Raw genomic sequence first — 11,996 nt, forward strand, 5'->3', positions numbered from 1 at the left:
GCGCTGCGCACCGCGCGCGGCAACCGGGCGTTCTTCGCGCTGCTGGGCGCGTTCGTGCTGCAGGCCGCCGCGGTGGCGATCATGCTGGCCGCCGCCCCGTACACCGCGACGTACTGGCTGGGCGGCTACGGCCTGACCTCGGTGCTGTTCGTCTGTCTGGTCGCGCCGAGCGCCGTCGCCGTCCCGCTGTGGGGCCGGGCCGCCGCCCGCTGGGGCCGGCTGCGCTGCCTGGGCGCGGCGACCGCGCTGTTCGTCCTGGCCTCCGCCGCGCTGTGGCCCGCCGCCGGGACGGGGACGGCGCACGTCGCCGCGACCCTGGCGCTGTGCGCGCTGCTGGGCGTGGCGTACGCGGCGCTGCAGGTGCTGCCGCTGTCGCTGCTGCCGGACACCGTGCACGCGGACGCGGCCCGCACCGGACGGCTGCAGTCCGGGGCGTTCACCGGGCTGTGGACGGCCGGCGAGACCGTCGGACTGGCCGCCGGGCCGGGCCTGTTCTCGCTGGCGCTGGCCGCCGCCGGGTTCGCCTCCTCCACCACCGACCACCCCGTCGCGCAGACCGCCACCGCCCGGACGGGCGTCCTGCTCGGCTTCAGCCTCGTCCCGGCCCTGCTGATGCTGGCCTCGCTGCCCGCGCTGCGCGCCTACGGGCGCCGCCGGGCCGCTGCCGCCGCCCCCGCCGTTTTCGTCGACTCACTTGCTGGAGAACCTTCATGACGGACCGTCAGTCCGCGCTCCCGGACACCGGGCGCCCCGCCGGGGAACTGCTCGCCGAACTGCGCACCCTCACCGCCGCCGACCTGCCCACCCGCGGCGGCCGCACCACCGCGTACACCTACGACGCCGGGCGGCCCGAGGTGCGGGCCGCCGCCGAGGGCGCCTACCTGGCCATGCTGGAGGTCAACGGCCTGGACCCGACGGCCTTCCCCAGCATCGTCGCGCTGGAGCGGCAGGTGGTCGGCGCGGTCGCCGCCCGGCTCGGCGGGGACGAGCGCACGCCCGGCATCTTCACCAGCGGCGGCACCGAGTCGATCCTGCTCGCGGTCAAGGCCGCCCGGGACGCCCGGCCCGAGGTCGCCGAGCCCGAGATCGTGGTGCCCGCGACGGCGCACGCCGCGTTCTTCAAGGCCGGAACGTACCTGAAGGTCAAGGTCGTCGCGGTGCCGGTCGACCCGGAGACCTTCCGGGCCGTGCCCGGGGCGATGGCCGCGGCCTGCACCGAACGGACCGTCCTGGTGGTGGCCTCCGCGCCCTCGTACGCGCACGGCGTGGTCGACCCCGTCGCGGCGATCGCCGCGGCGGCGGCCGAGCGCGGCCTGCCCTGCCACGTCGACGCCTGCGTGGGCGGCTGGCTGCTGCCCTGGCTCGCCGAGGCCGGGGCCGAAGTACCCCCGTTCGACCTGTCGGTACCCGGCGTCACCTCGCTCTCCTGCGACCTGCACAAGTTCGGCTACGCCCCCAAGGGCGCGTCCGTGCTGCTCTTCCGCGACCAGCCGATGCGGCTCGCCGCCTACTTCGCCTGCGCCCAGTGGCCCGGCTACCCGGTGGTCAACTCCACCGTCCAGAGCAGCAAGGGCGCCGGCCCGCTGGCCGGCGCCTGGGCCACCCTGCAGGCCCTCGGGGCCGACGGCTACCGGGAGTTGGGGCGCGCGGCACTCGACGCCACCCGGCGGCTGGTCGCGGGCATCGCGGCGGTCGACGGGCTGCGGGTGCTCGGCACGCCGGACGCGACCCTGGTCGCCATCGGCACCGACCCCGCGCCGGGCGAACACCCGCTGGACCTCTGGGAGTTGGCCGACGAGTCGCGCGCCCGCGGCTTCTTCCTGCAACCCCAGCTGAGCGTCGACGGCCTGCCCGCCAGCCTGCACGTCACGCTCACCGGCGTCAGCGGACAGGGCGTGGACGCGCTGCTGGACGCCCTGCGCGAGAGCGTCGCCGCGGTCCGCGCCCGCGGACCGGTCGCCCCGCCCACCGAGATCCTCGCCCTCCTCGACGGCCTCGACCTCACCACCCTGGACGACGCGACCTTCGCCGCCCTTCTCCCCGCCACCGGCCTCGACCTCTCCCCCGAGGCCACCACCCGCATGGCCGGCGTCAACCGCCTCCTGAACGCCCTCCCCCCGCACCTGCGCGACCAGCTCGCAACACGCTTCCTGTCGGCGCTGTACTCGCCCTACCTGGGGCGGTAGAAGGGGCCCGGGTACGAACGGCGGGAAGCACATTCAGGGGCCCGGGGAACGGCGGGGCCGTGCTGCTGGTGGCCGGAGCCCATCGGAGGTTCGTGCTGCTGCGTGTCTTGAACAGAACCCGAAGCCGATGCGCGCTCCGGCAGTGAACCGCCAGCAGACTGGGCCTCGCCGTTCCCCGAGCCCCTGGCGGGGCTCTCGGCGCTATCGGAGCAGGGCCGCCAGGCCGTCCGCGATGCGCTGGAGGCCGAACTCGAAGCGGGTGTCCATGTCGGGGTCGGTGAGGTCGTCGGCGAGGGCGACCAGGTTGGGGTGGGTCTCGGCGGGGAGGGCGCGGAAGGTCTCGCCGGCGGCGTGGGCGACCTGTCCGCGGCTGGCGCCCGCGGCCTCGGCGGCGGAGAGCGGCGACTGCTCCTGCAGGACGAAGCCCTGGACGTACGCGGAGAGCAGGTAGGAGGCCATCGCGGCGTCGGCGTCGGCGAAGCCGGCCGCGCGCAGCCGGTCGAGCTGGTCCTCCAGGACGGCGAGGACGCGGGGGCCGGTGGTGAGGCGCCCGGCGACGACCTTGGCGGCGTCGCGCTTGGCGAGCAGCAGGGCGCGGTAGCGGCGGCCGTACTCGAGGTACTGCTCGCGCCAGTCGCCGGTGCGGGGCGGGATCTCGGCGTCGGCGATGATCGCGTCGCCGAGCAGGTCGAGGAGTTCCTCCTTGTTGCGGACGTGCCAGTAGAGCGAGGCGGCCTGCACGCCGGCCTCGGCGGCGACCTTGCGCATGGAGAGTCCGGCGAGTCCTTCGCGTTCGAGGACGGTCAGGGCGGCGGCGGCGAGGCGCTCGCGGGTGAGGGTGCGCGCGGGGGGCTGGGCCACGGGTGCTCCTGGGGTGGTGGCGGGCGCGGTTCGCACTTGCAATCTAACACCGTTAGGGCGATGCTGGGTGCGCAATCGCGGCCCCTAACAGTGTTAGGGGCTACTCGGCACACCCGGAGGGGGAAGCGGTGGACGGCACCAGGAGCGCCCGGTACAAGTGGCAGGCGCTCGCCACGCTCTGCGCCACGATGTTCATGGCGATGCTCGACAACGTCATCGTCAACATCGCCCTCCCCCGGATCGGCCGGGACCTGCACGCGGGCATCAGCGGCCTGCAGTGGGTCGCCGAGGGCTACAGCCTGCTGTACGCGGCGCTGCTGCTGACCGGCGGCACGCTCGGCGACCGGTACGGCCGCACCCGGGTGTACCGGATCGGGCTGGCACTGTTCACCCTGGGCTCGGCGGCGGCCGCGCTGGCCGGCGGCACCGGGGCGCTGGTCGCGGCCCGGATGCTGCAGGGGGTGGGCGCGGCGCTGCTGACCCCGGGCAGCCTGGCGATCCTGCGGCACGTGTTCACCGACGAGAAGGAGCGGGCCAGGGCGATCGGCCTGTGGTCGGGCGTCTCGGCGCTCGGCCTGTCCGTCGGGCCGGTGCTCGGCGGCCCGATGGTGGACGCGTTCGGCTGGGCCAGCGTGTTCTGGATCAACGTCCCGGTCGGGGCGCTCGCCCTGGTGCTGGCGTACCGCGTCCTGCCGGAGGTCGCGCCGCGCGGGCGGCGGGTGGACCTGCCGGGCCTGGTGCTGTCCGCGGGCGGCCTGGGCGCGCTGGTGTACGGGCTGGTAGAGGGCCCGGGGCGGGGCTGGACGGACGCCCGGGTGCTGGCCTGCGGGGCGGCCGCGGCCGTGCTGCTGGCGCTCTTCGTCCTGGTCGAACTGCGGGCCCCGGAACCGATGCTGGAGCTGCGGACGTTCGGTGACCGGGTGCTCGCGGGGGCGATGCTGAGCGGGCTGATGGTGAGCTTCGGCATGTTCGGCGCGCTGTTCTTCCTGCCGCTGATGCTCCAGGGCGTGATGCGCTGGGCGCCGACCGACGCCGGGTACGCGGGGCTGCCGATGAGCGGCGTGATCGTCTTCGCGGCCCCGCTGTCGGGCCGGCTGGCCGGCCGTCACGGCCCGCGCACGCCACTGGTGCTGGGCATCGCGCTGTGCGCGGTCGGCCTCGGCGGGCTGTCGCTGTACTCGGGGCAGGCGCACTACTGGTCGTACGCCTGGACGCTGGTGGTGCTCGGCTTCGGCATGGGCCTGACCTTCACCCCGGTGTCGATCGCGGTGCTCCAGCGGGTCGCCCCGGAGCACACCGGAACGGCCTCCGCCACCATCAGCACGCTGCGCGAACTCGGCGGCGTCCTGGGCATCGCCGTCCTCGGGGCCGTGCTGACCGCACGGCTGGCCGGCGCGCCCGCCACCGACGGCGCCGCGTTCGTCGACGCCCTGCACCTGGCCCTGCGCTGCGGCTCCGCGACCCTGGCCGCCACCGCCGTCCTGGTCGCCCTGCTCCTGCGCAGCGGCTCGGGGACGACGGCGGGAGGCGAAATCAGGGGCTCGGGGAACGGCGAGGCCCAGTCTGCTGGCGGTTCACTGCCGTTGCGTGCGTGAGCTTTCGGTTCTGTCACTACGACGCAGCAGCACGAACCTTCGATGGGCTCCGGCCGTCAGCAGCACGGGCTCGCCGTTCCCCGAGCCCCTGGTGGTGCTCTCCCGACGTTCTCCAACCCGGTGCCGGATCGGGTGACGCGGGCGGCGGGAGCGGCGTTCGCCCGATCCGGTGGCGGAACGGCCGGCGAAGGGCGGGCGACGGGGCGGTCCCGGGGGTGCGGATGTGGTGAACGGGGGCGGGCGCGGCCGGTGCGTTCGCTAGCATGGCCCGCTCAAGTGGTCGGACCGACACCGGTGGTGGGGGATGGCGTGCTGAGCGTGGGGCCGGACGGCAGCGGCGGCGGTGGCAGCGGCGGCGGCGGCGGGTTCCGGGTCGAGCCGGACGAGTTGGACGGGGCGGGGCAGACCGCGGGCGGTGTCGCCGAGCAGGTGCCGGGCGGGACGTCGCGGGTGCTGGGCGCCTCCGACGACGCCGAGGCGGGGCTGCGCGGCTGGACGACCGGCAGCGAACTGGACGCCTGCACCGACCAGTGGAAGCGGCTGCTGGACGAGCTCTCCGCCGAGATGGACCGGCAGGGCGACAACCTGCGGCGCACCGCGGCGAACTACCGCCGGGCCGAGCAGGACGCCGCCGCCGGTCTGACGGGGCGGTGAGCATGGACGTCCCCACGCTGCGCGACGCGGACCCGAACCGGCTGTTCACCGCCGCCGACGCGTACGCCGCGCTGGCCGCCGAGTTCTCCGCCCACGCGGACACCTGGCGCGGCGGCGTCGACGGCCGGGTGAGCGCCTCCGGCTGGACCGGCAACGCCGCCGACCTCGCCCGGGGCTCGCTGTCGCGGACCACCGGCAAGCTGACCGCCGCCCACCTGGAACTGGCCCGGATCGCCCCGGTGCTGCGGGAGGGTGCCGAGGCGTTCCTGCTGGCCCGCTCCAAGCTCCGGGCCGCGCTCGCCGACGCCGACGCGAACGGTTTCACGGTGGCCGACGACGGCGGCGTCTCCTGGCCGCCGCCGAGCGCCGCCGAGCGGCACGACCCGGACGCGCCGGACCGCGCCCGGCAGGGCACCGATCTGCGCGACCGGATCACCGACGCGCTCACCGAGGCCGCGCACGCCGACCAGGTCACCGCGCAGCGCCTGCGCCAGTACACCGACGACGCCCGCACCGGCGCCGGGCTGGACCCGGGCACCGCGATGCTGCGGCTGAACAGCGCCCTGCTCGGCGCGGTCAGCCCGTTCGGCGGCCCCGAGGACCTGGTGCACGCCGGGATGCCCGGCAAGGACGCCCCGCCCACCGAGGTGAACGCCTGGTGGAAGGCCCTCCCGCCGGACGAGCAGCAGCGCCTGATCCAGAAGTACCCGGCCGAGCTCGGCAACCGCGACGGCATGCCGACGCCCGCCCGCGACCAGGCCAACCGGATCAACCTGGACCGGCTGGTCGCCGACCTCTCCTCCCGGCAGGACCTCTCCGACTGGGACGAGAAGAAGCTGGAGGGCTTCCGGGCGATCCAGGGCCGGCTGCGCGAGGAGCAGGGCAAGCAGCCCCCCGCCTACCTGATGGTGATCGGCGACCAGGGCCAGGGCCGGGCCGCCATCGCCTACGGCAACCCGGACACCGCCGACGACGTGGTGGCGTACGTGCCCGGCCTGAACACCGAGGTCAAGAACATGGGGGCCGGCGACGCCGACCGGGCCCGCGACCTGTGGCAGTCCGCGCACGACCTCGACCCGGGCCGCTCCACCGCCTCGATCGCCTGGCTGGGCTACGACACCCCGCAGGTCAAGGGCATCAGCTCCGACATGTTCGCGGTGGCCGACGACGAGCGCGCCAAGCAGGGCGGCGAGGCGTACCAGGGCTTCCTGCAGGGCCTGCGCGCCTCGCACGAGGGGCAGCCCGCGCACCTGACCGCGCTGGGCCACTCGTACGGCTCGTTCACCGTCGGGCAGGCCGCGCAGCGCCCCGGCGGCATCCCCGCGGACGACATCGTCCTGGTCGGCTCGCCCGGCACCGGCGCGCAGCGGGCCTCGCAGCTGGGCGTCGGTGCGGACCACGTGTGGGTCGGCGCGGCCGAGAACGACCCGGTCTCGCACCTGCCCAGCCACGACGAGGCCAAGGGCATCGGCATCGGCGCGGGTGTCGGCGGCCTGGTGGCCGGGCCGCTGGGCGCGCTGGCCGGCGGGTTCATCGGCGACAAGATCGCCGGGCACGGCGACCCGAACGAGCTGTGGTTCGGCCAGGACCCGGCCAGCAGCGAGTTCGGGGCGCACCGCTTCGACGTCGCGGACGGGCCGCTGGGCTTCGAGTCGCACTCCGACTACTGGAACCAGGGCGACGGCCGGGACGGGCACTCCCTGCGCAACATGGGCTTGATCGTCTCCGGCCACGGCGACCGGGTGTCCGGACAGGAGTACCGATGAACGACGACCTGGCGCCCGAGCTGCTGGCGGCCCGGTCCGCGGTGGACGAGCTGCTGGACTCCGCCCCCGCCGCGCTCACCCCCGCCGCGCACTGGGCGGACGGCCCCTACGTCGCGGTCGCGCACGAGCACGCCTTCACCCGGGAGCCGGACGGCACCGCGCACCTGGAGAAGCGGCGCTACCTGCTGACCCGGGTGGCCGAGCACCGCTACCCCGAGCTGCTCGCCCAGCTCGGGCGGGCCTGGCGGGAGCGCGGCTGGGCGGTGGAGGACGACGGCGACCCGGTGCTGCCCGTGCTGCGGGCCAAGACCCCGTACGGGACGGCCGAGTTCCGGATCGGCTTCGCGGGCAACGGGACGCTGCTGGCCCGGGTGGACGGGCTGGCCGCGCCCGGCCTGTCGTACCCGTTCGGCGGCAGCAGCACGGTGCCGATCGGGCCGGACGGGTCGATGGACACCATGCCCCGGCGGCAGGACCCGTTCTGGTCGGTCTAGGGTCGGTCGGGGGGCGCGTTCCGGGGCCGTTCCGGGGCGGGACGGGACGGAACGGGCGGGCAGAGGGAGTCGGGATGAGGCTGCGGGTGGCGGGCGCCGTCGCGGGGCTGCTGCTGGTGCTGGGCGCGGCGGGCTGCGGCCCGTCCGGGGGCGGGGACGGCGGCTCCGGGAGCGGCGGCGGCCGGGCCGACCGGCGGCTGGTCGCGCTGGACACCGCCCGGAGCAGGCTGCAGGAACTGGTGGACGGCACCACCGGGGCGCTCACCCCGGCCGTCCGGTACGCCGACGACGCGTTCCGGGCCGTCCCGCACGAGAACGCCGCCCGCGACACCGACGGCACCGCGCAGCTGACCCTGCGCCGCTACGTGCTCACCAAGGTCGCCGACGCCAACCGGCCCCGCCTGCTGGAGCAGGTCCGCGCGTACTGGCGGGGCCTCGGCTACACCCTGCACGACGGCGACGCCGCCGACCTGGCCTCCGCCGCCGCCCCCGACGGCACCGGGGTGAGCGTCAGCATCGGCGTCCCCGGCAACGTCACGGTGGTCGCCGACGCCTGGGTGGCGGACCCGGGCAGCCGCACCCCGTTCGGCCCCGCCCCCAGCCCGCTGCCGACCGGCCGGGACGGCGGGCCGGACACCGTGCCGGTCTTCGAGGACCCGGCCTGGTCCTGACCCCGCCGCACCCCCCGCGACCCGGCAATTCGCGTGCCGATCGGGGGACATAACGCGCCGTCGGGACAGATCAGGGCCGATCCGGCCTGATCGGGCGTCAACGGGCCTTTGACGGAGAGTAGTTGGCGGCTGGCATTGGGGTGTCGTGACCATGCTGGCTATAGTCGGAACGATCTAGCCGGAACGGCGGCCGGCCGAGGGGTCTTCCTCGGTATCGCCATGCCGCGTTCCGCCGTCATGCCGCCGTGCCGTCCGTCGTCCCTGGGCTTGTCGTGTTCCGCGTCGACCACGGGGAGATGACGAGCCATGGTTCAGTTGACCGGGCGGAGGCGCACCGCGCTCGCCGCCGTCGTAGGAGTCGTGGGAGGGGCGCTCCTGGCGAGCGGGTGCGGCATCGTCGGGTCCGGGAGCCCCTCGGACCGGCGGGCGGACCTGCACGCCATGCTGCCCGAACGGATCCGCAAGGCGGGGGTGATGACGGTCGGCGCCTCCTTCACCGCCGCGCCGGTGGTCTACCGCAACGACCGCAACGAGCCGGACGGGCTCGACCCGCACCTGGCGGAGAAGCTGGGCGCGCTGCTGGGCGTCAGACTGGAGTTCCAGGACGTCGGGCCGTTCGCGAACGTGCTGCCGGGCCTGATGGACCGCAAGTACGACGTCGCGATGTCCGGGATCACCGACACCCGGGAGCGCGAGCAGGGCCTCGACAAGGCCGGCCTGCGGACCAGCCCCGGCGTGGACTTCGTCGACTACTTCATGGCGGGCATCGGCATCGCCGTCGACAAGGGCAACCCGAAGGGCATCACCGAGGTCGAGAAGCTGTGCGGGAGCACCGTCACGGTCAAGAAGGGCACCACCCACGACGACCTGGTGACCCTGCAGAAGGCGGCCTGCGACCGCGACGGCCACCCGCTGACGATCATGGAGACCGACAGCGACGCCGCCGCGCTCGAGAACCTCAAGGGCCCGGCGGACGCGTTCGTCACCGACTACCCGAAGGCCGTCTACGCGGCGCAGACCGTCGGCAACGGCACCGCCTTCGACATCGGCGGCCCGCAGATGCAGCCCCGTCCGTTCGGCATCGCGCTGCGCAAGGACGACCAGCAGCTGCGCGACGTGCTGATGCGGGCGATGAACCGGCTGATCACCAACGGCACCTACGACCAGGTGCTGACCGAGCACAAGCTGACGGTCGGCGCGATCCAGAACTCGGTCACCAACGGCGCGTAGGGCGCGGGCGGGTCTCAGGCGGTGGCGAAGGCCAGCACCGCCACGTCGTCGGTCAGGGCGCCGGCGTGGCGGCGGACGTCGTGGTCGAGGAAGGTGACGACGGCGTCCGGACCGGTGGCGGACAGCGTGCCCAGGCGGGCCGCGAGCGGGTAGAACGCGCCGGCGCGGTCGCGGGCCTCGGTGAGGCCGTCGGTGTGCAGCAGCAGGGTGCGGCCGGGCGGCAGCGGAACGGTCGCGGGCCGCTCGGCGGGGCCGGCCGCGAGGTGGCCCAGGCCCAGCGGGAGGTCCTCGGGGCAGGAGACGGTGCCCACGCTGCCCGGGGCCAGCAGCAGCGGGGCGAGGTGGCCCCGGTTGACCAGGTCGATCCGGTCCTCGCCGGGACGGTGCTGGAGCAGCACCGCGGTGACGAAGAGCTCGCGGTCGCCGTCCTGTTCGGCGGTGCGGCGCACGTGCCGGTCCAGTTTGTCGGCGAGCTCGCCCAGCCCGGCGGTCTCGTGGGCGGCGACCCGGAACGCGCCGATCACGTCCGCGACGGTGCGCACCGCGTCCAGGCCCTTGCCGCGGACGTCGCCCAGCAGGATCCGGGTGCCGTACTCCGTCTCGCACACCTCGTACAGGTCGCCGCCGATGCCGACGTCCGCCTGCGCGGGGTGGTAGAGGCCGGCGGTGCGCAGGCTCCCGGCGCGGGCGGGCACCGGGCGCAGCACGGTGTGCTGGAGGGTGTCGGCGACCGCCCGCACCCGGACCAGGTCGCGGGCCTGCCGGCGGCGCTGCACGGCCAGCCCCGCGCCCATCGCACCGGCCAGCACGGTGGCCAGGTACGTCCACACGTGGTGCTGCTCGGTCAGGTGGCCGGCCCGCAGCGCGAGCAGCGCCTGCAGGGCGACGGTGACCGCGGTGGAGCCGGCGACCAGGGCGGGGCCGCCGCTGAACGCGACCACCACCGGGACCACGGTGAGCAGGAAGCCCGCCGCGACGGACCGGGGGACGGACCACTCCATCACCAGGTCGGCGACCAGCAGCAGGACGGGCAGCAGCCGCACCCAGGTCGGGGTGCGCAGCGCCGCCGCCATCGCGGCCTCCCAGCGGGCCCCGGCGTTCCGGGGCGCCCCGGGGGCGTCCGGGGGCCGCACGGGCTCGCTCCGCCGCGCGGGTCCCCTCCGGCGCTCGGGATCGCTCCGACGCTCGGGCTCGCTCCGGTGCCGGGTGGCGGGGACGGGGGCGGGCAGCGCGGTCATGCTGGGCCTCCTCGACGGCCGGAACGGGCAGGGCTCTCTCCCCCATCGTCGCGTGCGGCCCGGCCCGGCCACCGCCCGCGAAGGTCCTGACGGCTCGGGACCTTCGACCCGTTCCGGCCGGGCGGGGAACATGCCGTGAGCTGCGTCACCGTCCGGGCGGGCCGGGCGGCGGCGGGTGGGTACGCTGGACGGCCATGGAGATCTGGATCAACCCCCGGTGCAGCAAGTGCCGCACCGCCCTGAGCACGCTCGACGAGGCCGGCGTGCAGTACACCGTCCGCCGCTACCTGGAGGACCCGCCCAGCGCCGCCGAACTCACCGGGGTCCTGGAGCGGCTGGGCCTCGAACCCTGGGACGTGGCCCGCCTGGACGAGGACGCGGCCAAGGAGCTGGACCTGCGCTCCTGGGGCCGCACCGAGGCCGACCGGGCCCGCTGGGTGGAGGCGATGTCCGCCCACCCGCAGCTGATCCAGCGCCCGATCATCACCGCGGACGACGGCTACACCGTCATCGGCCGCACCCCGGACGCCCTGGACGACGTCATCTCCCACTGACCTCCGCCCCGCCCGCCCCGCCCGCCCCGGCCCACCGGACTACCGGCCCCGCCAGGCGGCCGGCCCGGGGCCCGGCTCGGACTGCGGCTCGGACTCCGGCTCGGACTCCGGCTCGCCGAGCGCGGCGAGGACGGCCCGGCCGGCGCGGCACAGTTCCTCGTCCTGCTCGAGGCCGCCGAACGCGCCGCCGCGGCCGGGCCGGGCCAGCCAGGCGCGCAGCAGGGGGGCGGCCGGGCGGGCGGCGGGGCCCATCCGTTCCAGGCAGGGGACGACGACGCGGGCGGTGTAGAGGTTCGCCTCCCAGGCCGGGAGCAGGACGTCCAGCACCGCAGCCGCCTCGTCCACGCCGCCGACCGCCCAGAGCGCGGCCGCGCAGTGCACGGACGTCCAGCCCCGGCCCACCGCGTGCTCCCGCAGGCCGGGCAGGGCGGCGGCGGCCGCGGGGCCGATCGCGCCGAGCAGCTCCGCGACGCCGCCGAGGTCGTGGAAGCGGAACGGGCCGCCGTCCTCGTCCGGTCCGGACAGCAGCAGCGGCAGCAGTTCGTCCGGGTCGGCGCCGAGCGCCCGCAGGGCGGCGATCGCGACCAGCGCCGTCTCGGCGCCCCCCGGTCCGCCGGGCGCCGTCAGGGCGCGGACCGCGGGCCGGGCGGCGGCCGCCGCCGGGCCGAAGCGTTCCAGTGCCCGCAGCGCGGAGCAGACGATCTTCCACTGCCCGTCGCGCGCCGCCCGGTCGTGCACCTCCCGGAC

The 11,996-nt window shown here is 75.7% G+C and carries 11 protein-coding genes and 1 pseudogene; 9 read left to right on the forward strand and 3 right to left on the reverse strand.

Features of this window, described 5'->3' with window-relative positions; genetic code table 11:
• A partial coding sequence (locus tag ACFUEL_RS23750; protein ID WP_380238760.1) for an MFS transporter occupies positions 1–714 on the forward strand: 714 nt, incomplete at its 5' end.
• Positions 711–2,186, forward strand: coding sequence for a pyridoxal phosphate-dependent decarboxylase family protein (locus tag ACFUEL_RS23755; RefSeq protein ID WP_380238761.1), 1,476 nt, complete (start codon positions 711–713; stop codon positions 2,184–2,186). The genes ACFUEL_RS23750 and ACFUEL_RS23755, both read left to right, overlap by 4 nt.
• A 201-nt stretch (positions 2,187–2,387) precedes the next feature.
• On the opposite strand, the gene ACFUEL_RS23760 is transcribed toward ACFUEL_RS23755, so the two are convergent.
• Complete coding sequence (locus ACFUEL_RS23760) at positions 2,388–3,047, reverse strand: TetR/AcrR family transcriptional regulator C-terminal domain-containing protein (RefSeq protein WP_380238762.1); 660 nt, start codon at positions 3,045–3,047, stop codon at positions 2,388–2,390.
• Between the two features lie 128 nt (positions 3,048–3,175).
• On the opposite strand from ACFUEL_RS23760, the gene ACFUEL_RS23765 reads away from it, so the two are divergent.
• From ACFUEL_RS23765 to ACFUEL_RS23790, 6 genes are all read left to right on the forward strand, one after another.
• Positions 3,176–4,642, forward strand: coding sequence for an MFS transporter (locus ACFUEL_RS23765; RefSeq protein ID WP_380238763.1), 1,467 nt, complete (start codon positions 3,176–3,178; stop codon positions 4,640–4,642).
• Between the two features lie 309 nt (positions 4,643–4,951).
• Entirely contained in the window at positions 4,952–5,296 is a 345-nt protein-coding gene (locus ACFUEL_RS23770; RefSeq protein WP_380238764.1) for a WXG100 family type VII secretion target, read from the forward strand.
• 2 nt (positions 5,297–5,298) lie between these two features.
• Positions 5,299–7,062: an alpha/beta hydrolase gene (locus ACFUEL_RS23775; protein ID WP_380238765.1), complete on the forward strand. Its 1,764-nt coding sequence runs from the start codon at positions 5,299–5,301 to the stop codon at positions 7,060–7,062.
• The gene (locus ACFUEL_RS23780; RefSeq protein ID WP_380238766.1) at positions 7,059–7,556 is read left to right on the forward strand and encodes a hypothetical protein; all 498 of its coding nucleotides are present in this window, start codon (positions 7,059–7,061) and stop codon (positions 7,554–7,556) included. Before ACFUEL_RS23775 ends, ACFUEL_RS23780 begins: the two co-directional genes overlap by 4 nt.
• 74 nt (positions 7,557–7,630) lie before the next feature.
• The gene (locus ACFUEL_RS23785; protein WP_380238767.1) at positions 7,631–8,227 is read left to right on the forward strand and encodes a hypothetical protein; all 597 of its coding nucleotides are present in this window, start codon (positions 7,631–7,633) and stop codon (positions 8,225–8,227) included.
• A gap of 306 nt (positions 8,228–8,533) precedes the next feature.
• Positions 8,534–9,457, forward strand: coding sequence for a transporter substrate-binding domain-containing protein (locus ACFUEL_RS23790; protein WP_380238768.1), 924 nt, complete (start codon positions 8,534–8,536; stop codon positions 9,455–9,457).
• 14 nt (positions 9,458–9,471) lie between these two features.
• On the opposite strand, the gene ACFUEL_RS23795 is transcribed toward ACFUEL_RS23790, so the two are convergent.
• On the reverse strand, positions 9,472–10,590 hold the full coding sequence (locus ACFUEL_RS23795; RefSeq protein ID WP_380238769.1) for a PP2C family protein-serine/threonine phosphatase: 1,119 nt from the start codon (positions 10,588–10,590) through the stop codon (positions 9,472–9,474).
• Positions 10,591–10,889: 299 nt separating this feature from the next.
• On the opposite strand from ACFUEL_RS23795, the gene ACFUEL_RS23800 reads away from it, so the two are divergent.
• On the forward strand, positions 10,890–11,249 hold the full coding sequence (locus ACFUEL_RS23800; RefSeq protein WP_380238770.1) for an arsenate reductase family protein: 360 nt from the start codon (positions 10,890–10,892) through the stop codon (positions 11,247–11,249).
• A gap of 39 nt (positions 11,250–11,288) precedes the next feature.
• Here the strand turns inward: ACFUEL_RS23800 and ACFUEL_RS23805 are convergent.
• Positions 11,289–11,996: pseudogene (locus tag ACFUEL_RS23805) on the reverse strand (hypothetical protein); the annotation flags it as partial.

Source organism: Kitasatospora sp. NPDC057198 (assembly GCF_042670125.1).
In the GTDB taxonomy this organism is placed as follows: domain Bacteria; phylum Actinomycetota; class Actinomycetes; order Streptomycetales; family Streptomycetaceae; genus Kitasatospora.

Bases quoted from the DNA above. Each gene is read 5' to 3' on its own strand.
- ACFUEL_RS23790 (WP_380238768.1), top strand. From the start codon at position 8,534: ATGGTTCAGTTGACCGGGCGGAGGCGCACCGCGCTCGCCGCCGTCGTA.
- ACFUEL_RS23755 (WP_380238761.1), top strand. From the start codon at position 711: ATGACGGACCGTCAGTCCGCGCTCCCGGACACCGGGCGCCCCGCCGGG.
- ACFUEL_RS23800 (WP_380238770.1), top strand. From the start codon at position 10,890: ATGGAGATCTGGATCAACCCCCGGTGCAGCAAGTGCCGCACCGCCCTG.
- ACFUEL_RS23775 (WP_380238765.1), top strand. From the start codon at position 5,299: ATGGACGTCCCCACGCTGCGCGACGCGGACCCGAACCGGCTGTTCACC.
- ACFUEL_RS23785 (WP_380238767.1), top strand. From the start codon at position 7,631: ATGAGGCTGCGGGTGGCGGGCGCCGTCGCGGGGCTGCTGCTGGTGCTG.
- ACFUEL_RS23780 (WP_380238766.1), top strand. From the start codon at position 7,059: ATGAACGACGACCTGGCGCCCGAGCTGCTGGCGGCCCGGTCCGCGGTG.